Here is a 26396-nt window from a genome sequence, read left to right as displayed (position 1 = left end):
TATCTCGCTAAATACCACTAACTTATTCTATTTATTAGAGTAAGTGGTGGGTCGTGAAGGATTCGAACCTTCGACCAATTGGTTAAAAGCCAACTGCTCTACCGACTGAGCTAACGACCCATTTACTGGTATTTTACGCCCCGAACGACCTCGCCGCTCTGAGGGCGCCTATAATACCTTTTTCATCTTCTCATGCAAGCGCAAATTCCCAATTTTTTGTCGTTTGCATGAAAAACAGACTAAGAGTATGTTTTTTGGTTAATTACGCTTTAATTGCAGCCAGTTGCTGCTGTGCAATGCGTGCTGCTGCGCTGTTTGCGTAATCTTTGACGACTTGTTGGTAGTATTGCGTCGCCCCAGCCTTGTCACCGGTTTTCTCGGCGATCATGCCAAGCTTCACTAAACTGTCACCGCGTTTATTAGAATCACTAAAACGGTCAACCACAGTTTTGAAGGCTTGTTTGGCTTCTGCAAACTCGCTCTTATTAAATAACAGCTGTCCTAACCAATAGTTAGCATTCGCGGCATACACAGAATCTGGGTATTGTTTGATAAAAGCACGGAAGGCAGGAATCGCATCATCATACTTACGCTCTTTCAAGACTAAGTTAACCGCACTCTCATAGCTTGCTGTTTCACTTAAACTACTTGAAGCAGCATTCGTCGCGGCGACTGAGGGTGTGGATGTCGCGGCTGCGGCTGCTGGAGCGGCAGATGCCTTTGAGGATAAATTAGCAAGTTCATCATATAACTGACGCTGACGCTGTTGCATCTGCTCAATCTGATAATTCTGTTGTTCGGTTAAACCACGTAAATCGAGTACTTCCTGCTGCAGTGTATCAAGACGGCGCTGCATTTCGAGCTCGCTTTGTTGTCTTGATTTTACAATACGTTCTATGCGAGCAAGTCTGTCATCACCCGAACCACCAGCAATATCTTCCACAGGAGCAGGTGCTGCAACAGCAGCACCTGCACCAAGGAACATTGCCGTAATTAAGACGGCACGTTTCATTGTGTTACTCTCCGAGATTCAATCTTAGTAAACTAAAACTGCACGACGGTTTTTGCCAAAACCTTCATCAGTGCGAGAAAAATCAAGTGGTTTTTCTTCGCCATAGCTGACTATGCTCATTTGGCTTGGCTGTACGCCCATACCTTGTAGGTATTTAGCAACGGCTTTAGCACGACGCTCGCCCAGAGCAATGTTGTACTCAGGCGTGCCACGCTCATCCGCATGACCTTCAATCAGTACGCGCACACTTGGGTGCTCAACTAAGTAAGTGCCATGGGCTTCTAATATTGCGGCGAAATCTGTTTGAACTTCACTGCGGTCAAAGTCGAAGTAAATGATGTGTTGCTTTCTCAAGTCTTCTAACTGCTGACGTTGTTGCTCTTCAGCAGACAACATTGCGCCTACACCACCAGTTTGAATGCCACCACCATTCAGCTCACTACCTGAACCGTTTGTTGAGCCCATTGCATCAGTTTCTGATTCTGAAGTTGAGCTACATGCACTAAGAGCCATAATTGGAAGTGCTACCAACATAGCTTTTAACAACTTATTCAGATCCATTACGTGTTCCTTATAAAATTAAATGTGATTAAATCAAGGTATAACATTAGAGAAACGGTGACCAAGAAGGTGATTTCACCTCACCTTGACCTGCCGGTAATCTTGCTTTAAAACGTCCATCCGTAGAAACAGCTGCTAATACTTGCTTGCCTTGGTATGTAGTGCCATAGATCACCATAGTACCATTAGGGGCCACACTTGGAGATTCATCCAAACGTGTCGATGTCAGCACCTGCATAAAACGCGTACTTAAATCCATACGCGCAATATTAAATTTACCGTTCGTGCGATTAACAAAAATCATACTGCGACCATCAGGGGTAATTGAACCACCGAGGTTCCATTCACCTTCAAAGGTCTCGCGACTGACTTTACCTGAGCTCAACTCTACGCGATAAATCTGTGGTCTACCACCGCGCTCTGATGTAAAAATCAGCGACTTTCCATCAGGATACCATGATGGCTCAGTATCGATAGCATAGTGATTGGTAATACGCTTAATCGCTTTAGTTGCAATATCTATGATGTAAATTTCAGGCTGACCGTCTTTAGATAAAGTCACAGCCAAAGATTTACCATCGGGTGAGAACGCCGGCGCACCGTTAATACCAGGGAAAGAGCTCACTTTCGTGCGCACTTGGGTATAAAGGTCTTGCACGAAGATCTCCGCTTTTTTGTTTTCAAAGCTTACATACGCTAGACGACGACCATCGGGTGACCAAGTCGGTGACATCAACGGCTCTGGCGAGCGCAGTAACATTTGTTCATTGACGCCATCATAATCAGCAACCATCAATTGATATGGGGCTTTTTGAGTATGATTGACCACAACATAGGAGATCCGCGTTAAGAATGCGCCGCGAATACCGGTTAACTTTTCATAGACGATATCGCTGATCCTGTGTCCATATTGGCGAAATTGCGCCGCTGAAATCACAGTTTGACGGCTGTCCATCAAAAATTCTGTTGCACTAACTGGGCCTTTCAACGCTTGGTTTTGAGCTTTGACTAAATCAATTAAATCAAAGCTCACCAAATATTGATCGGTACCATAAGGTTTAACGGTGCCTAGCACTAACGCTTCGGCGCCAACACTTGACCAAGAATTAGCTTGAAACTGTGCCACAGTGCCAATATTACGCTGAGGCAGTCCAAGTTCGTCTAAAGGTTTAAACGTTCCGCTACGCACTAAGTCCGACATCACTACATCCGCAATCGCTTGCGGCGCGGCGCCAGGACCTTGCCAAACAAAAGGCATCACAGCGATAGGACGCGCAGCGTCAACACCTTCTGTGATCACAATATCCAATGCCGCTTTTGCGGGGGTGGTGCAAAGCAGAACCGCCAATGCTAACCATTTTGCCAATATTTTCATGGGACTCCTTTAATTAAAACGTTGGTTCAACGATTAAGTTAATTTCTTTCATCAAGTTATAAACCGCAGGGTCCGGAGACACTGGCAATTTACCCGCCTTCAAAATCGCTGCTTTTGCTGCACGACAAACGTTAGGATCACCGCCTTTAGTTTGACTGCTGATCACAAAACCATCATTTGCTAATCGTACAGAGACAGTACAAGTCTTGCCACGCATAGATTCATCCACCACCAAATTTCGTTGGATAGTCGATTTAATCATTGCCTGATACTTACCCACTTCACTCTGCATCTGCTTATTCATGGTTTGCGACAATGCCGCCTGCTCCGCCGCTAATGCATCGGCCATTTCCTGCTCCTGCTGGGCGCGGGCTTTGGCTTCAGCATCCGCTTTGGCCTTAGCATCTGCTTTCGCTTTAGCTTCGGCCTTGGCTTTCGCTTCTGCATCAGCCTTGGCTTTATCAGCTTTGGCCTTAGCTTCCGCCTCCTTCTGCTTACGATCGGTCTCGGCTTTTGCTGCTGCAGCTTCTTCCACTTTGCGTTTTTCCGCAGCTTTCTGCGCGGCATCTTCAGCGACTTTACGCTCCTGCTCTTTCAGCTTACGGTCGGCTTCGGCTTTAACTGCTTTTTCCTTTTCCTGCTGCTGTTTTACTTGAGCGAGCTTGGCCGCTTCGTTGGCCTTTTGGGTTTCAATTTCCTGCTGCTTACGTTCTTGCTCTAGCTTTTTAATTTGAGCCTGTTCACGTTCGCGCGCTTGTTTAGCTTCTTGCGCTTTGCGCTCAAGCTCGGCTTGGCGTTCTTGCTCACGGCGTTCAGCATCACGCTTTTCTTGCTTAAGTTTCTCAACTTGATTAGCGACTTTTTGCTGATCAACCATCACAGCTTTAACCGCTGGCGCACTAACTTGTTGCATAGGCTCAGGTTTATGAGAAAAATCTATCCCCAACGCCAGAATAATTATCACGCCAATATGAATACCCGCTGAAATTGACAGAGGTAATGTTACATCTGACTTATCTGCCACCTATTTCTCCTTGGGTGAATCCGTCATCAAACCGACTGATGGCACGCCAGCTTGCTGCAGTGTCACCATCAACTGAATCACTTTATCGTAAGGAATATTTCTATCGGCCTTAACCACCACGGGACGCTCAGGCTCTGTCACCATAAGCGCAGCAACTTCCGTCGCGAGCTCTTCCAAGTCCATAGGAACGTTGGTTGAACCACCTTTATTCAAATAATAATCACCGTCACCGTCAATCGAAGCCACCACAGGTGGCTTACTGTCAGCAGGTAAAACTTCCGCAGCCCCTTGAGGCAGCTCCACTTTTACCCCTTGAGTGACTATGGGCGCTGTTACCATAAAAATAATTAACAGCACGAGCATCACGTCGATATAGGGCACCACGTTGATTTCGGCAACGGGGCGACGACGTTTGCGCTGATAAGCTGGTTGCATTATGCCCCTTCCTTCTCACTGTATGCTTGGCGATGCAAAATGCTGGAGAACTCTTCCATAAAGTTTGCGTAGGCCATTTCTAATTTATCAACTTGAGTCGAAAAACGGTTGTACGCAATAACCGCTGGGATCGCTGCAAATAGACCCATAGCCGTTGCAATCAAGGCTTCAGCAATACCTGGGGCCACCATAGCTAAGGTCGCGTTTTCCATCGAACCAATGGCGATAAATGAATTCATAATACCCCATACCGTACCAAATAAACCGATATAAGGGCTAGTCGAACCAATGGTCGCTAATAAGGGTAAGTTTGCTTCTAACTTTTCCATTTCGCGAGAAAGTGTCACACGCATCGCACGTGATGTACCGTCCATCACAGCATCAGGCACTTTGCTATTTAATTTATTCAGACGTGAATATTCTTTAAAGCCAGTCACAAATAATGACTCTAAACCGCTATTATCTGGACGAGTCGATAATTCTTTATATAAACGGTTTAAATCAACGCCAGACCAAAATTTATCTTCAAACTTAGCCGATTTACTTTTTGCGGATGTCAGTAAGCTACGGCGTTGTAAAATCACCGTCCAAGACATCACTGACAAGCAAAGTAAGGTGAACATAACAAATTTCACTAATAAACTGGCTTGTAAAAATAACCCAACAATCGACATATCAGCTTGCACTGTCAAACTCCTGCACAATATTTAAGGGAATAGCTCGGGGACGCATTCGTGACAGCGCAACACAAACAACCAGCACTGTGCCTTCACAATAACAGTCTCCCTGTTTATCGACCAAGCGTTGATGAAAGATCAACGAGGCCTTTTTCAACTCTATGACCTTAGTTTCAACAATAAGGTTCTGTTCAAAACGTGCCGCTTTGCGAAAATCTAATTCCGCACGCTTTACCACAAAGGCGGTATCGTCGGCTAAAAGCGCAGTCTGACTCACGCCAAGGGCTTTTAGCCACTCGGTTCTCGCCCGCTCAAAAAAGTTGAGATAGTTCGAATGATAGACAACGCCGCCAGCGTCGGTGTCTTCGTAATAGACTGAAATAGGCCAATGAAACATCATTTGAAAATAAGCAAATTTTGGTTGAAAAATTGACGCTTACTATACCTAGGGAAACAAGACTTGTGAATGACCCGACGAAGATATAGATAGGAATAGCGCGGGTTTCAGATGAATAGGGGCAATTGTAAAAGACAATGGGGTCAAAGGACCCCATTTTATTAACATAGTTAGTTATTTTGCGATAGTTTGTGGCAGGGTTAAGCCAAAACTCTGCCACAAGAAACTGTAGATATCGGCAAATTCGTCAATCTTCATCGCCGTCGGTTTACCGGCTCCGTGACCCGCATTGGACTCGATACGCATAATCACAGGTTCAGTGCCTTGTTGCTTATCTTGCAACATGGCCGCAAACTTGAAACTGTGCAATGGCACGACGCGATCATCATGGTCGGCCGTCATCACCATAGTCGCTGGGTAAGCTTGCGCTTTTACATTGTGATAAGGCGAATATGCCAATAGCGCAGGGAATTGATCTGCTTTATCGGCACTGCCATATTCACTCGTCCAAGCCCAACCGATAGTGAACTTGTGGAAGCGCAGCATATCCAGTACGCCCACCGCAGGTAATACGGCAGCAAAGAGTTCAGGGCGTTGAGTTACCGCAGCGCCCATCAACAGACCACCGTTACTGCGGCCATAGGCACCTAACTTAGTGCTATTAGTGTATTTTTCACTCACTAGATATTCCGCGGCGGCAAAATAGTCATCAAATACATTTTGCTTTTTATCGAACATACCCGCTTGATGCCAGCTTTCGCCGTATTCAGCGCCGCCACGTAAACTCGGCACAGCGTAAATACCGCCCATATCTAACCAAGCAATGTTGGCCGGACTAAAGCGTGGTGTCATCGAAATGGCAAAACCACCATAGGCATACAGTAATGTTGGGTTTTGACCGTTCTTCACTAAGCCTTTTTTGTAGGACAGCATCATAGGCACACGCGTACCGTCTTTACTGCGATAAAACACTTGCTCAGAAACATAGTCATCGGGATTAAACGATACTTTAGGTTTGGCAATTACGCTTGATTCTGCAGTTTTAAAGTCAAATTTATAGGTGGTCTCAGGTTGAATATAACTATTAAACACATAATAGAAATAGTCTTTGCTTGCTTTGCCAAAAGGCCCCGCCACATTGCCTTGACCGGGTAATGCTACGTCTTGGCGCTTCTGTCCACCCATGCTGTAAATGGATAATTGACCTAATACATCGTGTAAATAACTCACCACTAAATGGTCATTAATTATGGCGACGTTATTAATGGGATCTGTAGACTCAGGAATAATGGTTTGCCATTGGGATTTATCGCTATTGCGGGTATCAATCGCAATCACTTTCCCATTAGGCGCATCTAAGTCAGTTTTAAAATAAAATACTGAACCATCATTACCGAGAAACTCATATTCAGCTTCTAAGTTGAGGATCAATTCCACCACTTGTGATTTAGGTTCAAATAAGGATTTATAGAAGAAACGATTACGCTTATCCGTACCTTGAGAAATCGACAGTAATAAGTATTCGCCTTTCTCGGATACCTCGATACCAAAGCCCCAATCTTTATTCTGTGGGCGCTCGTAAATCAATAAATCTTGGCGCTGATCTGTGCCTAATTTATGGTAATACACTTTTTGGTTGAAATTGACGTCGGCTAAGACATCTCCACCCGCTGGGGCATCATAGCGAGCATAAAACACACCTTGGTTTTCTTTATCCCAGACTGCGCTAGAAAATTTAATCCATTTCAATTCATCGGCAAGTTTCTTACCGGTTGCGATATCAACAAATTGCCATTGCTGCCAATCTGAGCCCGAATTTGACACGCCATAGGCTAAAATTTTACCGTCATTACTCACTGCAACACCTGATAGTGCCACAGTGCCATCCGCAGACAGTTTGTTTGGATCGAGTACTGGCTTTTCAACGCCATCTAACCCTTTTACATACAAAACAGATTGCGCCTGCAGGCCATCATTACGGTAGTAAAATTGATTGTCGCCATTCTCAAATGGGGCTGATATTTTTTCGTAATTCCACAACTCAGTAATGCGATCGACCACAGCTTGTTTATTGGGGATCTTGGCTAAATAGTCTTGACCGAAGGCTTGTTGTTCTTTAACCCAAGCTTCCGTTTCTGGCGTATTGGCTTCTAAATGGCGGTAAGGGTCCGCCACGGCAACACCGTGAATGGTTTCGACGAGATCATCTTTTTGAGTCACAGGATAAACCAATTTATTTGCGCTTGCCTGCTCAGTCGAATTTTGTTCAGGTGCATTGCCACTTTGGCAGGCACCGAGTGCCATTCCCAATGTGGCCACTAACAAACCTTGCTTTGCAAGGCGAAATCGTAATGCCATCTTGTTATCGTCCTTCTTGTGGTTTCAGGCTTAAGGCCTTTTCAGCAAGTACTATACAAGCAAAAAAAATCATGGCAATGCCGTAACTTAATAAGAAGATTTTTAGGTTGTATCGCAGATTTAACAAAATGGCAGCAAGGATAAGCTTATTGAAGTGTATTATTATGCACTAATAGTGATTTATAAGTTATTAATCAAGGTAAATAGTGACTTAAGTGATATAGATCACCTTTGCAATCATTAGAATTACTAATGTTTATGGGCAATTTTTCTCGTTTGTTTTACCGCCGAGTTCACCATAGAATGTGCTTGTTTTCAGGAGATACCTGCTTGCAGATATCGAAAACAAAGAACTTTTAAACTGGTGTGTTCCCAACACTTCAGTTTCTTCCCTGGTTCTTATGCTTGACTTCCTTCCTTCAATTTGTTGATTGCAAATGCATTATTTTTGCGGCCCGCTTAGTTTAAGCGGGCTTTTTTTTATCTATTTCAAACACCATCCTACTTACGACGATATCAAGTTTTAAACCGCTATCACTATTCATGCCCTCACCCCAGTTAAGTTGTCTAAGGTGCTTAACGGTTACCTGCTCGCGAATATCACAAATAAGAAAAACTCATAATCCTATTCAAAGCTCGCTGATGCTGCAAAGGTTGAGGTTGAGCGAAATTCTGCCACGCTATCCAAAAATAACCATCTCCGCATCCAGAAATGACAATGCCAAGTCAGTGACTTGGCATTGGATTAGGTTTAACTATATTGATGTAGCACAAATTAAACACTGCGCAAATGCACTACAAAGGCTTACTTATCCGTATCACAACGCGGCGGTTACGTGCCCTTTCGTCCATATCATCGTTCGAAGCCACATGACGGCGCTCACCGTGCCCTACAGTAACGATACGATCTTGCGGAATACCACTGGCAACAAAGAAATCTTTTACCGACTCAGCCCGTTTATCTGAGACTTTTTGGTTAACTGAACGGCCACCGTAACTGTCGGTATACGCATCTACCAGCACTAGCTCTACTAAAGGATCATAGGCTAAGTATTCTTGAACCCGAGACAGTTGCTGCTGGGAGAAACGAGTTAAATCGGTTCCGCCTTCATCATAATTCAGCACAGTAAATGCGATATCTTCAAAGCTATAGGGCAACAGGTGCGCTAGACAAGCTTTGAACTCGCTGTATTTACGGCCAAAATTAACCGATGACAAACCCACAGCGATCTTATTTGACTCGTTATACCAATCGGCATAATAAAACGTCGGCTCCATACCGCGACTCAACTCAGCCAACATAGACCAAGCGGCACGTTTAGGCACCTCACCATTAAAGTACTTTTGATAATGCAGTGACGTGATCTCTTTTGAGACCACTCCCGGACGCCACTGTGGCGCGCGACTAATTAACTTAGCTTGCGTGACTTGATCCGGTTTTACCCACATGTCTAAGGTAAAATTCATATTTTGCTGCTTACCCGCTTCGCTGGTAAAAATCGCTTTACCGTAGGAGGGGATATCGTGCTCGAGGCGACAAACGATGGGAGAATTCTCGCTCACTCGCCATTGGGAATCACTTAAAGAGGCGACATAATGGCGCAACTCTGCCTTTGCAGTTGCTGGAACGCATAAAATTGATACTAATATCAGTTTTCGCCACATAGCCTTTACTCATGTTTAATCGGTTACATGGCTTTATCGGCAAACTATTTAGTTCCTTTAGCTCATAAAACCATCAATCAAGCATGACACACCCCAACACATTTAGCATAATAGCGCCCTGTGAATTTTCTAGAGTACTTTATGAGTGACATTTGCGACGCGAACAAATTGAAATACCGATTTCGAGGCTACTTTCCCGTAGTCATTGATGTCGAAACTGCGGGCTTCAACTCTCAAACCGATGCGTTGCTAGAAATTGCCGTCACCCTACTGAAAATGGACAATGAAGGTGTGATAGGAATCGATAAAACCCTACACTTTCACATTGAACCCTTTGAAGGCGCAAATTTAGAACCCGAAGCGTTAGCATTCAACGGCATTGATCCCACTAATCCGTTACGGGGAGCTGTGAGCGAGAAAGAAGCCTTTTTAGAAATCTTTAAAGCGGTGAAAAAAGCCCAAAAAGCCTCTGACTGCCATCGCAGTATCATAGTGGCGCATAATGCCGCCTTTGACCATGGCTTTGTGAGTAAGGCGATTGAACGTTGCGACTTAAAACGCTCGCCGTTTCATCCTTTTGCTACCTTCGATACTGCTACACTCGCCGGACTTGCCATAGGTCATACCGTACTGGCCAAAGCATGCATCATGGCGGGCATTCCCTTCGATAATAAAGAAGCACATTCAGCGCTATATGATACCGAACGTACCGCAGAGCTTTTTTGTCACATAGTGAATCGTTGGAAATCATTAGGCGGCTGGCCGTTACTGGCCGTAGATGCGCAGGATGCACCAAGCGATACTGAGGAATAAGTTTAGCGGTTCACGCTAGACCTTAAGTCATTTAAAAACAAAAAAGCTGCCATTGGCAGCTTTTTTCATTTAACAGACAACTGTGATTAGCAAGTACTCATTACAGTGAGCTTGCGTTTTCAGACAGGTAAGCAGCAACACCTTCAGTGCTTGCATTCATACCTTTATCGCCTTTTTCCCAGCCAGCAGGACATACATCGCCGTGCTCTTCGTGGAATTGCAGTGCGTCGATCATACGTAGCATTTCATCAACGTTACGGCCTAATGGCAGATCGTTAACGACTTGGTGACGAACCATGCCTTCTTTGTCGATCAGGAATGAACCACGGAAAGCCACACCCGCTTCAGGATGCTCAACATCGTATGCTTTACAGATTTCATGTTTAACGTCAGCCACTAACGTGTACTTAACTTGGCCAATACCGCCTTTTTCAACTGGGGTGTTGCGCCATGCGTTGTGAGTGAACTGAGAATCGATAGACACACCGATCACTTCTACGCCACGCTTAGTGAACTCTTCCATGCGGTGATCAAATGCGATCAACTCTGATGGACAAACGAAAGTGAAGTCAAGTGGATAGAAGAATACGACTGCTGGCTTGCCTTTGATGGCAGCAGTTAAGTTGAAGCTATCAACGATTTCGCCAGAACCTAATACAGCTGCAGCAGTAAAATCAGGAGCCTGACGGCCTACTAATACGCTCATTTTATATCTCCATCTATGAGTTGAACTAAGTGTAAAGTAAGACGCCCTCAAGCCAGTATGCTCTCCTCAACCTAGGTTGAGTTAAATCCTTACTGACTAGAAGGTGTTCTTACCAATCAAATCTTTAGGCATTATAAGTCGTGTGCTGTGCCTTACAACCTATTTAAGACCAATATCACATTTTTCAAGGGCATTTCCGTTTTGCCTGACTAAGGATAGAGCAATCTGCACTGATTGCGTGCGATGCACACCACATTCAGCTAACAGACTAAACCCAGCATGATCACATTTTCAGATATTTTTCAGATAAGCTATCGGCAAACTGGACATCCACAGCCTTTGCAGTCAAAAATAGCATCTTTGGCTTAAAGAATTAAGAAAATTGACTATGAATGCAGTCGTAATTGCAGTGTGCTTAATGTTGGCACTCAGTTTAGCTAGGGTGAATGTAGTAATCGCCCTCACCATAAGCTCCCTAGTGGCGGGACTTGTGGGCGGAATGGATCTGCACCAAACCATAGATGCCTTTAATACTGGCTTAGGTGGCGGCGCGCAAATTGCGCTCAGTTATGCATTATTAGGTGCCTTTGCTGTCGCACTCTCGCACTCAGGCTTAACCACACTGATCTCAAGAAGCATCATCAGTAGTCTTGGGCAAGATCCTAATCCTACCAACACTAACTGGGTTCGCTGGTTACTGCTGCTATCGCTCCTCGTCATGTCGATGGCGTCACAGAATATTTTACCTATTCATATCGCCTTCATTCCGATTTTAGTGCCGCCTCTGTTGCATGTGATGACCAAACTGAAGATTGACCGTCGTTTAGTCGCCTGTGTTTTGACCTTTGGTCTCGTCACGACCTATATGATTTTACCGATTGGATTTGGTGGTATTTTCTTAAATGATATTCTGCTTTCCAACTTAACCAGCAATGGCTTAGCGGCTGTGCGTGAGCAAATTCCACCAGCCATGTTAATTCCAGCGGCGGGCATGATAGTCGGTTTACTGACAGCTGTGTTTATCAGTTACCGTAAGCCTCGGATCTATGATGAAGCCAAAGTATTGGTTGCTGAGCCAGAAGAAACTCTCAACAAACGTAATATTATCATCGCCGCAGTCGCAATATTAGCCACCTTAATGGTGCAACTTGAAACCGATTCGATGATTTTTGGCGCCTTAGTCGGCTTCATGATTTTCAGTTTCTCGGGCGCTTTAAAACACGTCGCCGACCAAGATATTTTCAATCAAGGCGTGCGCATGATGGCTAACATCGGCTTTATCATGATTTCAGCCGCTGGCTTTGCCGCCGTAGTGAAAGAAACCGGTGAAGTGGGGACGCTTGTGGCTTCGCTTAGCGACATCATTGGTGATAATAAAGCCCTCGCCGCCTTCTTGATGCTGCTAGTGGGTCTACTGATCACTATGGGAATTGGCTCGTCTTTCTCCACCATTCCTATTATCGCGACGATTTATGTACCATTGGCGTTAAGTTTTGGTTTTTCGGTGGCGGCGACCATTGCGTTAGTCGGCACCGCCGCGGCGCTGGGTGATGCGGGCTCGCCAGCATCGGATTCCACCTTAGGCCCTACTGCGGGTTTGAATGCCGATGGCCAACACGATCATATCCGTGACAGCGTGATCCCCACCTTCATCCACTACAATATTCCACTATTAGTGTTTGGCTGGATTGCAGCCATGGTGCTGTAAACACGATTGAAGGGATTGAATAGCAGTAATAGAAAGTAACGACAGCGCGGACATTCTCCGCGCTGTTTTTTATTGCAGGCAGCAACGTTATTGCGGTCACGTGACGCGTTAATTCACTCGATGCTTAACCTAATAGCTAACTCAATCTCAATAGTTAACGCAATCTCAATAGTTAACGCAATAATAGCCTAATAACTAACCATAGTTACCGTGTCGCTTCGAGCTTGCGGCTACCCTGCTTATTCTTTTTATCCTCATACAGCGCTTTATCCGCCGCTTGCAGCACGGCCTCAAAATTTGCATAGTCTTGCGAATCAGCGACACCACAGGAAACAGTCAACACATTTAAAAATTGTCGCTCTGCCACAGCTTGACGTAAATGTTCAGCCAACACCAAAGCCCGCTCGAAAGTACAATTAGCTAAGATAACGACAAACTCATCACCACCGGTTCTGATTAACAAATCGTTTTCTCGAAATACGCCGCGCATTGCATCGACAATTTGCATGATCGCCATGTCCCCGAGTTTATGCCCGTAGGTATCATTGATGGTTTTGATTTTATCGCCATCCACGCAGATCACCGCGTAATGCCCCTTAGTTGCGGCATCAAACAATGCGGTCTCATAGACTTTCTTATTGTAGGTGCGAGTAAAAGCATCCAATAACATCGCTTCACTAAACCGTTGACGCTCAGTACGCAGTTTCCTAAAACGATTGATATTAATTTGAGCGAAGAAGATCACGATAGATAACAAAAACCACAGGGGCAAATTCCACACAATAAAACGAAATATACTGATTTTGTATGTCAGTGAAGTCATGTTATCTAAATGATTTGTCATCGAATAAAACAAGAACTCCGGCGTCAGTTCAGCCCAAAGGCTATCTGTCGTGATCACCAACTCAGTGCCATAATCGGTATTGCGCCATTCAACATGTTTATTGCGCATAAAACCCGACGTCATAAAGGCCGTGTCGGCAATCACATCACCAATAAAATGATTAGGATCGTTAGATGATGAAATCGGCGAGGCCATAGATAAAATGACTTTACCAGTCACTTGATCTTGATAAGGAATGGATAGCACTATGCCATCAGCCAAGGACTCTGGCGTCGCGTCTTTCGCACAATAGTGCAGGCTCTGACAAAACTCATTTGTCGAAGTACGGTCATTAATCAGCCGCGCTTTTACGTCCTCAGGGATTGGGGTAGCAAAATACACAGCATCACTACGATAAAGCCCCACATACAGGAAAATATCATCTGCATTGGTCTTTTTACTGGAGTAGAGATAATCAAAGTAGCGTAAGACTTGCGCTTCTTCAGCAGAAAGCTCCACCCCTTGGGGCAGCATTAATCGGGTGGGATCGAGCTGAAAAGGCGCTAAAGAAGATTTATTGAAATCAATAATGTCGTGCAGGGATAGGCTTTTCCCGAGCAGTTCAATATAGCTAGGTGTAAGTTGTTTGTTTTTTACAAAAGCGACAAAGGATTGATGTTCTCTATCGATTTTAAACGGTAATAGGATCAGCAAGAGTATGACAAATAACAGGGTCGCAAGTGCCAGTGACCGACGTAATAACAACCAGTTGAGTGCAGAATGTCCCATAACCCCTCTTAATCCCTGTTGTACCGACAATATGCCTTGCCCAAAACTTAAGAAATGGCCGATAACATCACAAAATAAGCCAACAAAAACAACTGAAATAGCGAATAATAATTTGCCTTAATGCTAAACTTTAGCAGCTTAAAACAAAGTTGTTATAACTGTGGCGGGCAAAAAAACAAAAAGGGAGCCTAGGCTCCCTTAGTGAGTACATCCGCTCAACTGAACATCTGAACATCAGTGACTCTGATGATTTAACTGCTTTGGTTATTTAGTACCAAAGATTTTATCGCCCGCATCACCAAGACCTGGCAGGATATAGCCTTTCTCGTTTAAGCATCTATCGACAGCTGCAGTATATAATTCGATATCCGGATGCGCCGCTTCTAACGCTTTAATGCCTTCAGGTGCTGCCACTAACACTAAGGCTTTGATTGAAGTACAACCGCGTTTCTTCAATAAATCGACGGTCGCAATCATAGAACCACCAGTCGCGAGCATTGGGTCGACGACTAAGGCGATACGCTCGTTCATGTCGCTGGCGAGCTTTTCAAAGTAAGGCACAGGCTCTAGAGTTTCTTCGTCACGGTAAATACCGACAACTGAAATACGCGCACTGGGGATATGCTCAAGCACACCGTCCATCATGCCCAAACCCGCACGTAAAATCGGCACAACCGTGACTTTTTTACCTTTGATTTGGTCGACTTCAACCGGACCGTTCCAGCCTTCAATCGTCACCGTTTCAGTTTCGAAATCTGCGGTAGCTTCATAGGTTAATAAACTGCCCACTTCGGCGGCTAGCTCACGGAAACGTTTAGTGCTAATGTCACCTTCGCGCATTAAACCGATTTTGTGACGCACTAAAGGATGTTTAACCTCGACAACTTTCATTTTTCTCTCCTACTTTATTTTTCGGCGTATTATTTTAGGCAAATTTTTCAGATTCTAGTTGATTTGTTTACTAGGTAAAACATAAAGTTTTGCCATTAGGCCTAATCGTGAGCTATCTCCCAAGAATAATTCCCAATCGCTTAAGATACGTACCTTAATTTACTATTTTGTGACCAATCACAAGGCTTCAAAAACTGAAATACAGTTTTACTCAACCAAAAATAATCCGCCGAGGGGCATAAATCCAAATCATGACTTTCGACCCCTAGCACAAGCTGGTAGAATACCGCCGCATAAAATCCAATAACGATGTACCCGAGAGGATCCCTCCGTGAGCACACCTACCCCACTGAGCTATAAAGATGCCGGCGTTGATATTGATGCAGGTAATGCACTGGTAAGTAACATAAAAGCAGCCGTTAAACGTACCCGTCGTCCAGAAGTTATGGGCAACTTAGGTGGTTTTGGCGCCCTGTGTGAAATCCCCACCAAATACAAGCAACCGGTTTTAGTGTCTGGCACCGACGGTGTTGGAACTAAATTACGTTTAGCCATCGACTATAAAAAACACGACACAGTCGGCATAGACTTAGTTGCTATGTGTGTGAACGATTTAATCGTTCAAGGCGCTGAGCCACTGTTTTTCCTCGATTACTACGCAACGGGCAAGCTGGATGTTGAAACCGCGACGTCTGTCGTCAACGGTATCGGCGAAGGTTGTTTCCAATCTGGTTGTGCATTAATCGGCGGTGAAACCGCTGAAATGCCAGGCATGTATGAAGGTGAAGATTACGACCTAGCAGGTTTCTGTGTGGGCGTAGTTGAAAAAGCCGACATCATTGACGGTAGCAAAGTGGCAGCGGGTGATGCGCTTATCGCATTAGCCTCGAGTGGCCCTCATTCAAATGGTTACTCTTTAGTACGTAAAGTATTAGAAGTGAGCCAAGCAGACCCTCAACAAGATCTCAATGGCAAACCGCTAATTGAACATCTACTTGAGCCAACCAAAATTTACGTGAAATCATTGCTAAAACTGATCGCAGCATCAGACGTACATGCAATGGCACACATTACTGGCGGCGGCTTCTGGGAAAACATCCCACGCGTACTACCAGATAATTTAAAAGCGGTTATCCAAGGTGATTCATGGCAATGGCCTGCTGTTTTCAGTTGGTTAATGGAAAATGGCAACATTGCAGAATACGAAATGTATCGCACCTTCAACTGTGGCGTCGGCATGTTAGTCGCGCTACCAGCCGATAAAGTGGATGCAGCACTTGCATTACTGGCTGCTGAAGGCGAACAAGCATGGCTGATCGGTGCTATCGCAAATCGTGAAGGCAATGAAGAGCAAGTGGAGATCCTGTAATGCCCCAGAGCTGTCGTGTAGTTGTATTAATTTCCGGAAATGGCAGTAACCTGCAAGCGATTATCGACGGTTGCGACGATAATCTGCAGGCCGAAGTTGTCGGAGTCATCAGTAATAAACCCGATGCCTATGGCCTAGTGCGCGCCCATCATGGCGAAATTGATACCAGCTGCGTGATAGCTCACCAAGGTGAATCTCGCTCTGAATACGATGCGCGTTTAATGACTGTAATCGAACAGTACCAACCCGATTTAATCGTGTTGGCAGGATTTATGCGGATCTTAACCGATGATTTCGTGAATCATTATCTAGGTCGCATGATCAACATTCATCCTTCGCTGCTACCGAAATACACTGGCTTAAACACCCATCAACGTGCCATAGACGCGAACGATAGCGAACATGGTGCCAGCGTGCATTTTGTCACGCCAGAGCTGGATGCAGGTCCTGTGATTTTACAGGCAAAAGTGCCTGTTTATGAAGAAGATACCGCTGACATGCTCGCCGCCCGTGTGCATGAGCAAGAACATGCCATTTATCCGCTCGTGGTGAAATGGTTTAGTCAGCAACGTCTTAACATGCAAAATGGCCAAGCCTATCTTGATGGCAATCTGATCGGCCCCAGCGGTTACGCGCCTGATTAGTTCCGCTTTAAAGCAATGGTAGCGAGATCACAAATGGAGACCTTAGGGTCTCTATTTTTTTAACTATTTTCCACAAAAGCATTGTTTTCTGGGGCAATGTGGCATTAGATAACTTAACGAAAAGTGATTTTTGCTCGGCATGACAAGAGACTATTAGATGAAAAATATTATCTGCGATATCGATGGTGTACTACTGCACGACAATAAACTGATCCCTGGCAGCGACAAATTTATCCAGCGCATTTTAGAACAAGGCAATCCTCTGGTGATCCTCACAAACTACCCAGTGCAAACGGGTAAGGATCTGCAAAACCGTTTAAGCGCCGCCGGTATTGATATTCCCGAAGAATGCTTTTACACCTCCGCCATGGCCACCGCCGACTTTTTAAAACACCAAGAAGGCAGCAAGGCCTATGTTATTGGTGAAGGCGCCCTCACCCACGAACTCTACAAAGCAGGCTTTACCATTACCGATATCAACCCTGACTTTGTGATTGTCGGTGAAACCCGCTCCTACAACTGGGAGATGATCCATAAAGCCGCGGGCTTCATCGCACGTGGCGCGCGCTTTATTGCCACTAACCCTGATACTCACGGCCCAGCTTACAGCCCTGCCTGCGGCGCGCTGTGTTCGCCTATTGAGCGTATTACCGGTAAAAAACCCTTCTACGTGGGTAAACCGAGCGCATGGATTATTCGCTCTGCACTTAATCATATTGATGGGCACTCGGAAGACACTGTCATTATTGGCGACAATATGCGCACCGATATTCTAGCGGGTTTCCAAGCGGGGCTTGAAACCATTCTGGTCACCAGTGGCGTGAGTAAGCTTGAAGATATCGACAAAGAACCCTTCCGCCCCAACCATGTGTTTGCCTGCGCTGGCGATATTGATGTGGTTTAAACAATTGTCTCCCCCTAGGTTTAGGTCTAACCACCCATTTTGCTAATCGTTCAAATATGACCTATGCAACACGTCTCGCCCAAAGGCGTATTGCATAGGGTAAAGCAACATTAAGTAACACATTCACCTTCTTCTCAGCCTTGTGGCTCACAGCGGCTTGCTTCATGATAAGCCTCACTTCAGATTGATTAACAGAAATCTAAAATTCCTTAATTAAAACAACAGTAGGATTAACCTATGCGACGTCTGTATCCCCTCTGTGCGCTGGCTATGCTCAGTGCCTGTAGTCCGAATGCATCAGAGCCTGATGGCAACAGCACTTTGGCTGAACTTAAGCCAGTGCAGTTTAATGAAGCGCGCTTTAGAAATGATATTAAAGCCCTGTCATCCGATGAATTTGAAGGTCGTGCGCCGACCACTCACGGTGAAAAACTCACCTTGGACTATTTGAGCAAAGCCTTTACTGAGATGGGGCTCAAGGGCGCGTATCAAGGCAGCTTTTTACAACCTGTGCCTATGGTCAGCTATACCGCAGATGAAGCGCAGCAAGTCACACTGGCAGGATTACCCTTTCAATACCGAAAAGATCTGGTGCTCAGCAGTCGCCACGATAACGGTGGTATTAATATTGAGAACGCACCATTAGTCTTCGTCGGCTATGGGGTGAATGCCCCTGAATATGGTTGGAATGATTACCAAGATCTCGACATGAAAGGCAAAATCGCGGTGATCTTAGTGAACGATCCCGGCTTTGCTCGCCCTGACTCGGGTAAATTCAACGGCAAAGCCATGACCTATTACGGCCGTTGGAGCTACAAATTTGAAGAGGCCAGTCGACAAGGCGCACTCGGCGCACTGATTATCCATGATACCGAGCCAGCTTCTTACCCTTGGTCCGTGATAGAAAATAGCTGGACTGGGCCACAGCAAGATCTGGTGCTGAGTAAAGCCGAACAAGATAGCCGCATCCAAGTCGAAGGCTGGCTTACATTGGACGCAGCAACCCAGCTGTTTGATAAAGCGGGTTTATCACTGCCTAATTTAATGGCACGCGCCGCCGACAGCCCAATCAATGTTCCCCTTGAGCAAACAGCCAGCATCGCCTTTAAAAACAAAGCCGAATACGCCAATAGCTACAATGTGGTCGCCACACTCCCCGGCAGCACACAAGCCGACGAGCAGATCCTCTATACCGCACATTGGGATCACATAGGTAAAGACGAGACGAAAGCAGGCGATCAGATTTACAACGGCGCTATGGACAATGCCTCGGGCACTGCCGGCATCCTCGAAATCGCCAGACAATTAGCCGACAATGCCAAACAAGGCCACGGTTTAGCGCGCTCGGTCACCTTTATTGCCACCACAGGTGAAGAACAGGGCTTACTCGGCTCACGCTATTACGCCGCCAATCCACTTTATCCTATCGATAAAACCGTGGCAGTGTTAAACCTCGATAGCACCAATATCTATGGCAAGACCAAGGACTTTACTATCGTCGGCAAAGGTAAATCCGAGTTAGAAACTTATCTTATCGATGCGGCGAAACAACAGAATCGTATCGCCATGGGTGAGAAAAATCCCGCTTCGGGCGGTTTCTTCCGTTCAGATCATTTCAGCTTTGCCAAACTGGGCGTGCCAGCGGTCTTTGCCGGCGGCGGTAGCGACCCCGTTGATGAGGCCACGGCGGCTTATAAAACTCAGATGCAAGCTACAATGAAAGGCTGTTATCACAATGTCTGCGATGAATACCATGAAGACTGGGATTTGAGCGGCGCACTGCAAGATTTGCAAGTCTACTACCAAGTCACGCGCACATTGGGTAGCAGCCAAGATTGGCCGGGATACTATCAAGGCACAGAGTTTAATAGCCTGCGCCCAGCTAAAACGACACTGGTAACGGACGCAAAATAGCAGCTTGTATCAGTAACAGTTTGTGAGAGGCGGCTTAGTGAGTCGTCTCTTATTAACGCCCGCTAGTCGCACCTGCGAAATAAAGCGGCTGAATAAAACGCTTCCTACGCCAACCAAAGCACCAAACAAGATTGAAAAGCACGTGAACCATTCACGTGCTTTTTTGTTTTCAGCTCACAAACAATACCGTTATCGCGAAATATCCATCCTGCGACACCATTCTGCATAGGCTTATGCAATTGGTTGATGTCAAACTCGACGCATTAACTGATTAAAAATAAAACACTTAAAAGAGCCAACTCATTATTTATGGTCTTTTTAACGGTTTTTCTGTCATCGACACTTTTTTAAAACACATTGTGAATTCCCCAAAACCCCTCACGCCAAATCAGACGATAAAAACAAATAATCAAAAATAACACCAATTTAATGAATTATTCTCAAATAAAAGCATTAAACACAAACACCTAAGCCAACAAAAACACCAATAAACAGATAAAACATCAAAAATAGTATTTGGCAAATACCTAAATTGCTGGCACATTAAACCTCAATTGAGACATCCTCAAATGACAGACAGTGTGGGAGTTGTACTATGTGTTCAATCTTTTCGATTTTAGATATCCAATCTGATGCCAAAGAACTGCGCCAAGTCGCGCTAGAAATGTCTAAGCTCATGCGCCACCGTGGCCCTGACTGGTCAGGTATTTATGCCAGTGATAAAGCAATTCTTGCCCACGAACGTTTAGCGATTGTTGACATTGAACACGGTGCTCAGCCACTGCTGACCGAAGATGGCAGTTTGATCCTCGCGGTCAACGGCGAAATCTATAACCACAAAGAATTGAAAGCCCAGTTAGGCGATAAGTACAGCTATCAAACCAACTCTGACTGCGAAGTGATCTTGGCGCTGTATCAAGAATATGGCACTGAATTTCTTGATAAATTAAACGGTATCTTCGCCTTTGTGTTATATGACAAAGCCCAAGACAGATATCTTATCGGCCGCGATCACATGGGTATCATCCCGCTATACACAGGCCGTGACGCTGCGGGTAACTTCTATGTAGCCTCCGAAATGAAAGCCTTGATGCCAGTGTGTAAAACGGTAGAGGAATTCTTACCGGGCCAATATTTGTACTCAAGCGATGCAGCCGCGGTGAAATACTACACTCGTGATTGGCAAAGCTATGAGGCGGTTAAAGATAACCCAGCCAGCCAAGAAGAATTGCGTGACGCATTAGAAGCGGCGGTCAAGCGCCAATTAATGTCAGACGTGCCCTATGGTGTGTTGCTGTCGGGCGGCTTAGATTCATCGGTTATCTCAGCGATTACTCAAACCTTTGCTAAACGCCGCATCGAAGACGATGGTGAAACGGGCGCTTGGTGGCCACAGCTTCACTCCTTTGCCGTCGGCTTAAAAGGCGCGCCGGATTTAATCGCCGCCAAAAAGGTCGCCGATGCGATTGGTACCATTCACCATGAGATCCATTTCACCTTCCAAGAAGGCTTAGATGCGATTAAAGAAGTGATTTATCACTTAGAAACCTACGATGTCACCACCATACGTGCTGCCACGCCAATGTATTTAATGGCGCGTAAAATCAAAGCCATGGGCATTAAGATGGTGTTATCGGGTGAAGGTGCTGACGAGCTATTTGGCGGCTATTTATACTTCCATAAAGCGCCAAACGCACAGGCATTCCACGAGGAATTAGTCCGCAAACTCGATAAGCTGCATCTGTTCGATTGTCTGCGTGCCAACAAGGCCATGGCCGCTTGGGGATTAGAAGCCCGTGTGCCCTTCCTCGACAAAGAGTTTATGGATGTGGCGATGCGCATCAACCCTGAAGCAAAAATGTCTAAGGATGGTCGTATCGAGAAACACATTCTACGCCAAGCCTTTGAGCACAAGTTGCCAAAAGAAGTGGCATGGCGTCAAAAGGAACAATTCAGTGACGGCGTAGGCTACTCTTGGATTGACGGTTTGAAAGAACAAGCTGCAGCGCGGGTGGATGATTTACAATTGGCAAACGCGAAATTCCGTTTCCCATACAACACGCCAGAAACCAAAGAAGCCTATTTCTATCGCTGCTTCTTTGAAGAACATTATCCACTGAGCGGCGCTGCAGAAACGGTTCCAGGCGGTAAATCCGTCGCCTGTTCAACGCCAGAAGCACTGGCTTGGGACGAAAGCTTACGCGGCATTATCGACCCATCGGGCCGAGCAGTGCGCTCAGTACACACATCAAGTTATTAATGGTCTAACGTTGATGAGCTAGATTAATCATATAAGTTAATTAACTAGATTGATACAGGTTAAGATAGCCAACCACAAAGGCCACCCTAGGGTGGCTTTTGTATTTCGATGCAGTTTACTTTTATTGCTTACTCACGCACTACATTGTGGCTTAACTCGAAACCAAGCTAGGCCGACAGCGCACTAAATGGCTGGATTTGAGAGTTAGCTTGAATGTGGGTTTGAGTGTGAGCGTTGGTTTGCACTTGAGTGTGAAAATAAGCATTCATCTGCGTCAACGCCATCGGGTCTTGGGTTAAAAACTGCTTTCCGGCACTTATGCCCGCATGGTAATCATGGCGCAAATCCGCATCGGTACTGCCCAGTAACTTACTCTGCAAATTTTCAGCGGCAAAAATCTGCACTATCTCCACATCCTCTGGCGGATTAGCGATAAAATCCAATTCATCCTGATAGGCTTGTTCGTGCTGCACTAGATAATCTATGGTTTTCGGGCAAAAACCAGAAACACAAATCCACGATTTTAGCTTGTGAACCCAAGCCGATTGCGCCTGAAAATCCTCGCTCACAGTGCGGATCACCACAATTTTGCGGGCACCACGACGATAGGCCTCACGCACAGGTAAAGGCGCGGCTAAGCCGCCGTCGAGATAAAAATCACTGCCAATACCTTCGTTTGATGCTGCACCGTGAGCAGAGGCACTGTTATCAGAGGCGCCATGTTCAGCCGCACCGTTATTACAGGCCTTGTCACTATTACAGGCATTATCATTTAGCCAAGGCGTGAGTTTCACCCCTTGTTTATACAGAAATGGTAATGCGCTAGAAGCTTTAAGCAATTCGCGCCACTGGCTTTTACTGCTTGGACTTAAAAAATAACCCTTGCGATCACTGGCATTCGTAGTTGTGATAAGTAACTGCCGATGACCGAGTGAGGCTGTCGCCGCATTAAGATCTAATTTAAACATCCCTTGTCGAGTCTGCTCAAAATACCAATCTAAATCGACCACATTGCCACCAACTAACCCGCGACCGAGTCGATAGAAGCGTTTATGGCGCGATAAACCGCGGATCAAACGTTTGGCATAACCCTTTTGACGGGCCAAAAAACTGCTGAGATTCTGTGAGCCAGCAGAAGTACCAATAAACAAATCAAAGGGATCGAAGCCGTCATCAAGCCAGGAATCGAGCACGCCTGCGGTGAAAATACCGCGTTGACCACCACCTTCTGCAATCAGTGCCACCTGTGGGCTAGCGTTAGATTGAGCGTATTTGGAGGCTAAGTGGCTGACTGCGTGCATAGGGAAACCTTATCGAATAGTTCATATAGGGCGAGTCTAAACAAGACGAATGAGAAAGGATAACGGATAGAAGCTATCATCTTAATAGGAAAATACTATTAAGATAGTGTGCAAGCATTAACCGGTGATGATAACGACAGCAAATACTGGCAGAAATAATGGCAATGATGAACAAGGTTAGGCAGGTTAGCTTGTTCGTCATCCTTAACGAACAAGCTATTTTCACATCAATGCATTAAAACTTATGACTCAGTTCAAGGGTGATATTACGCGGCTCACCGGGGAAATGGCCATTACGCTCACTAAAACCACTGACGGCATATTCTTTGTCGAAGATATTTTTAAGATTTAAGCGAACTTGAGTTTGATCCCACTGGGTCGTCCAGCTCATATCAAAAATCGTATGGGGCTTCACCGCTTGGCCATCGAGGCTGAACTGTTCACCCACGTAATCCATACCAAAGGCAATCGCCGAATCGATTGCATTGATATCGTAACGGGTCCATATTCCCGCTTGATGACGCGGCGCATTGGCAAAGTGCTTACTATCAAAAGTATTGGTTAAACTGTCGTTCGTCACCCCTTTAACCACTTCAGTCTCGTTATAGGCATAGTTTGCTGTGACGGTCAGGTTATCGGTTAAATCCCCCACCAGCGTCCATTCAAGGCCTTGACTGTGTACTTCACCCAAATTAAGTAAAGCGGGAATGCCATCGTCATCGCCAGTATTTAAAGGGTTAGCTTGAGCGACATTTTGTTTTTCAATGCGATATACAGCGAGCGTGGTCATAAACTGGCCATCAAGCCACTCATTTTTCATCCCAAGTTCAATTTGATTACCCGTTTCTGGATCGAGGAAACCGTCAGCAATATCTTGTGCTTGATCGGTTAAAGATGCTGGATTAAAGCTCTCAGAGTAATTCAAATAAAAGGACATTGAATCGATCGGACGATAATTAAGCCCAGCCCTTGGCGTTATCGCATTATCACTAAAGGAGAAGCCAGTCTTTTTATCATAATCGTCAAACTGGCTGAAACGCAGACCCGCAATCAATGACCACTGTTCGTTAAAGTGCAAGTGTTCCTGAACATAAAGGCCAAAACGGTTAGCACGGGTACCGTCGGTATCCATGTCTTTTAATTGATAGGTACTAGGATCCGTCTCACCATAGTTAAGGTCAAAAATATTCAGGTTACCCACGCCTTCCTTGCTGGTCGCGAGCTTGTAATGGTACTCGGTTTCCACATAGTGATAATCGCCACCGAACAGGAACTCATGTTCAAAACCTAAGGCATCGAATGCATAAACAAAATCATTGGTTAAACTGATTTCATCATTTGCCCGTGCTTGCACTCGGTATTCACGCTTAATGGTGCCATCTGCACTATTGGCTTTACCATCACCATTTACATCGACCCAACCTCTCGATTCATGATATTGCTGCGTGGAATCATTATTCAGATAGCGGATCTGCGTCTTGACCGAGAAATTATCGGTAAGTTGATGATCGAGAATCGATTGCAGCACCAGCGCATCCATCTTCTGGAAGTCACTCTTTTCATTGGCATTATAGGATGGCGCAACAAGGAAATTACCGTCATTATCGACAGGCACGCCGCGCAGTCGATTGCCACCTAAATCCTGCTTAATAATATCGAAAGTGGTAGTGAGCTTAGTATCATCACTGATTTCGTAGAGTAACCCACCCGCCACTTCGGCATTTTGGCTATCGGCATTATTGCGAAAGCTATCTTCCTGCTGATAATAGGCGCCAAAACGATAGGCAAGATTTTGGGTTAAGCCGCCAGTGAAATCCAGCGCCCCCCCCATCATGTCCTCGCTGCCGGTGCTTAAGGTCAGCTCTTTGCTCTCGACAAACGTCGGTTTTTTAGTGACATAGTTAATCATGCCGCCGGGTTCACCGCCGCCATAGAGTGCCGATGCAGGGCCTTTTAACACTTCAACCCGCTGCACATTAAAGAGTTGTGGCACAGAAAACCCCGAATAGGGATCGCCCCTTACCCCATCATAAAAGACGTTGGCATCGTCGCGGAAACCGCGAAAGGTCACGCCCGAATAACTGAACTCACTCACGCCCGCAATAGAGCGGTATAAATCGGTAATATTGCGCGCGGCTTGGTCAACGATTAACTGCTCGGTCAGCACTTGCACCGACTGCGGCAATTCCATCACATTAATCGCCGTCTTAGTGCCAATCGTGGTTTCTTTATCGACGTACATTTGCATCGCGCGGCCATGGACGGCAATACGCTCAGGTGCTGCGAGTTTTACGTCCTCATCGGTCGTGGCTTGAGTCGGTGCAGGACTTGCAACAGATGAACTCGTAGACAAGGTCTGCTGCGGAGCCTCTTTATCGAGTACAGTTTCAGCGGCGAATGCCGACTGATGTTGAGCGAGTGCAAGTGCAATTAATGAGTAGGCGAAACGAGTCTTCACAGAATGTCCCCAGCGCGAGCGCATAAAAATGGCATAAACCAAAGGGTTTACAAATGTATTCAAACGAATTGGCCGTCATTATAAAGAATGATTTACGAATGACAACGATTATCATTTGAATTTACATGAATGTGAAATCTGTTAGGTAAATCCCTAGCATCAGCTCACATTATCCTTGTGATATTTGGTTATGACTTAAACGAAACAGAGGTTCAGTCGCACAGACCTTAGATAGAAGTGTTAATGTGGGATAAAAATAAAAACCAGCGCAGTGCGCTGGTTTTAGGTTGTTCTCGAACTGTTGTTAAGCAA

The 26396-nt window shown here is 45.5% G+C and carries 21 protein-coding genes and 1 tRNA gene; 7 read left to right on the top strand and 15 right to left on the bottom strand.

Annotated elements, in window-relative coordinates; genetic code table 11:
* Positions 1–44 precede the first annotated feature (44 nt).
* The 10 genes from K5Q99_RS04505 to motY all read right to left on the bottom strand — a co-directional run bounded on the left by K5Q99_RS04505 (position 45) and on the right by motY (position 9504).
* Positions 45–120: transfer RNA gene (locus K5Q99_RS04505), tRNA-Lys, on the bottom strand.
* 142 nt (positions 121–262) lie between these two features.
* Complete coding sequence (gene ybgF / locus K5Q99_RS04500; protein ID WP_106650236.1) at positions 263–1012, bottom strand: tol-pal system protein YbgF; 750 nt, start codon at positions 1010–1012, stop codon at positions 263–265.
* Between the two features lie 24 nt (positions 1013–1036).
* Entirely contained in the window at positions 1037–1573 is a 537-nt protein-coding gene (gene pal, locus K5Q99_RS04495; RefSeq protein ID WP_220592695.1) for a peptidoglycan-associated lipoprotein Pal, read from the bottom strand.
* A gap of 46 nt (positions 1574–1619) precedes the next feature.
* Positions 1620–2948 carry a Tol-Pal system beta propeller repeat protein TolB gene (gene tolB / locus K5Q99_RS04490; protein WP_006081255.1) on the bottom strand — a complete coding sequence of 443 codons (1329 nt, stop codon included), beginning with the start codon at positions 2946–2948 and terminating at the stop codon, positions 1620–1622.
* Between the two features lie 13 nt (positions 2949–2961).
* Positions 2962–3972, bottom strand: a complete 1011-nt coding sequence (tolA, locus tag K5Q99_RS04485; protein ID WP_106650234.1) for a cell envelope integrity protein TolA — start codon at positions 3970–3972, stop codon at positions 2962–2964.
* Entirely contained in the window at positions 3973–4407 is a 435-nt protein-coding gene (gene tolR / locus K5Q99_RS04480; protein WP_106650233.1) for a protein TolR, read from the bottom strand. It abuts the gene before it with no gap.
* Positions 4407–5093, bottom strand: coding sequence for a protein TolQ (gene tolQ / locus K5Q99_RS04475; protein ID WP_006081252.1), 687 nt, complete (start codon positions 5091–5093; stop codon positions 4407–4409). The genes tolR and tolQ overlap by 1 nt, the downstream gene beginning before the upstream one ends.
* The gene (gene ybgC, locus K5Q99_RS04470) at positions 5083–5484 is read right to left on the bottom strand and encodes a tol-pal system-associated acyl-CoA thioesterase (RefSeq protein WP_006081251.1); all 402 of its coding nucleotides are present in this window, start codon (positions 5482–5484) and stop codon (positions 5083–5085) included. Before ybgC ends, tolQ begins: the two co-directional genes overlap by 11 nt.
* 171 nt (positions 5485–5655) lie before the next feature.
* Positions 5656–7839, bottom strand: a complete 2184-nt coding sequence (locus K5Q99_RS04465; protein ID WP_220592694.1) for a prolyl oligopeptidase family serine peptidase — start codon at positions 7837–7839, stop codon at positions 5656–5658.
* A 795-nt stretch (positions 7840–8634) separates the two neighbouring features.
* Complete coding sequence (gene motY / locus K5Q99_RS04460; protein ID WP_220776156.1) at positions 8635–9504, bottom strand: flagellar protein MotY; 870 nt, start codon at positions 9502–9504, stop codon at positions 8635–8637.
* Between the two features lie 141 nt (positions 9505–9645).
* Here motY and rnt point away from each other — a divergent pair, with 141 nt between their 5' ends.
* Positions 9646–10317, top strand: a complete 672-nt coding sequence (rnt, locus tag K5Q99_RS04455) for a ribonuclease T (RefSeq protein ID WP_106650231.1) — start codon at positions 9646–9648, stop codon at positions 10315–10317.
* 100 nt (positions 10318–10417) lie between these two features.
* On the opposite strand, the gene K5Q99_RS04450 is transcribed toward rnt, so the two are convergent.
* Positions 10418–11023, bottom strand: a complete 606-nt coding sequence (locus tag K5Q99_RS04450) for a peroxiredoxin C (RefSeq protein ID WP_006081247.1) — start codon at positions 11021–11023, stop codon at positions 10418–10420.
* Between the two features lie 388 nt (positions 11024–11411).
* Between K5Q99_RS04450 and K5Q99_RS04445 the strand changes: the two genes are divergently transcribed.
* Complete coding sequence (locus tag K5Q99_RS04445; RefSeq protein ID WP_220776155.1) at positions 11412–12731, top strand: Na+/H+ antiporter family protein; 1320 nt, start codon at positions 11412–11414, stop codon at positions 12729–12731.
* Positions 12732–12936: 205 nt separating this feature from the next.
* On the opposite strand, the gene K5Q99_RS04440 is transcribed toward K5Q99_RS04445, so the two are convergent.
* Together K5Q99_RS04440 and upp are read right to left on the bottom strand one after the other, a co-directional pair.
* A complete protein-coding gene (locus tag K5Q99_RS04440) occupies positions 12937–14343 on the bottom strand; it encodes a GGDEF domain-containing protein (RefSeq protein WP_220776154.1) in 1407 nt (468 codons plus the stop codon).
* A gap of 264 nt (positions 14344–14607) precedes the next feature.
* Entirely contained in the window at positions 14608–15234 is a 627-nt protein-coding gene (gene upp / locus K5Q99_RS04435) for a uracil phosphoribosyltransferase (protein ID WP_106650229.1), read from the bottom strand.
* Between the two features lie 331 nt (positions 15235–15565).
* On the opposite strand from upp, the gene purM reads away from it, so the two are divergent.
* The 5 genes from purM (at position 15566) to asnB (ending at position 22325) form a co-directional block, all read left to right on the top strand.
* Entirely contained in the window at positions 15566–16603 is a 1038-nt protein-coding gene (purM, locus tag K5Q99_RS04430) for a phosphoribosylformylglycinamidine cyclo-ligase (RefSeq protein WP_220592691.1), read from the top strand.
* Complete coding sequence (gene purN, locus K5Q99_RS04425; protein ID WP_006087455.1) at positions 16603–17247, top strand: phosphoribosylglycinamide formyltransferase; 645 nt, start codon at positions 16603–16605, stop codon at positions 17245–17247. The genes purM and purN overlap by 1 nt, the downstream gene beginning before the upstream one ends.
* 157 nt (positions 17248–17404) lie before the next feature.
* Entirely contained in the window at positions 17405–18151 is a 747-nt protein-coding gene (locus tag K5Q99_RS04420; RefSeq protein ID WP_028760358.1) for an HAD-IIA family hydrolase, read from the top strand.
* Positions 18152–18388: 237 nt separating this feature from the next.
* The gene (locus tag K5Q99_RS04415; protein ID WP_220776153.1) at positions 18389–20065 is read left to right on the top strand and encodes a M28 family metallopeptidase; all 1677 of its coding nucleotides are present in this window, start codon (positions 18389–18391) and stop codon (positions 20063–20065) included.
* Positions 20066–20660: 595 nt separating this feature from the next.
* Entirely contained in the window at positions 20661–22325 is a 1665-nt protein-coding gene (gene asnB / locus K5Q99_RS04410) for an asparagine synthase B (protein ID WP_220776152.1), read from the top strand.
* Between the two features lie 167 nt (positions 22326–22492).
* Here asnB and K5Q99_RS04405 read toward each other — a convergent pair whose 3' ends face one another.
* Together K5Q99_RS04405 and K5Q99_RS04400 are read right to left on the bottom strand one after the other, a co-directional pair.
* A complete protein-coding gene (locus K5Q99_RS04405; RefSeq protein ID WP_220776151.1) occupies positions 22493–23626 on the bottom strand; it encodes a patatin-like phospholipase family protein in 1134 nt (377 codons plus the stop codon).
* A gap of 235 nt (positions 23627–23861) precedes the next feature.
* Complete coding sequence (locus tag K5Q99_RS04400) at positions 23862–26108, bottom strand: TonB-dependent siderophore receptor (protein WP_220776159.1); 2247 nt, start codon at positions 26106–26108, stop codon at positions 23862–23864.
* Between the last annotated feature and the right edge of the window lie 288 nt (positions 26109–26396).

The sequence above is a fragment of the Shewanella hafniensis genome, from assembly GCF_019655335.1.
GTDB classification, from domain to species: Bacteria; Pseudomonadota; Gammaproteobacteria; order Enterobacterales; family Shewanellaceae; genus Shewanella; species Shewanella hafniensis.
Note: the sequence above shows the minus strand (reverse complement) of the source record. Positions and strands in the feature narration are given on the sequence as shown.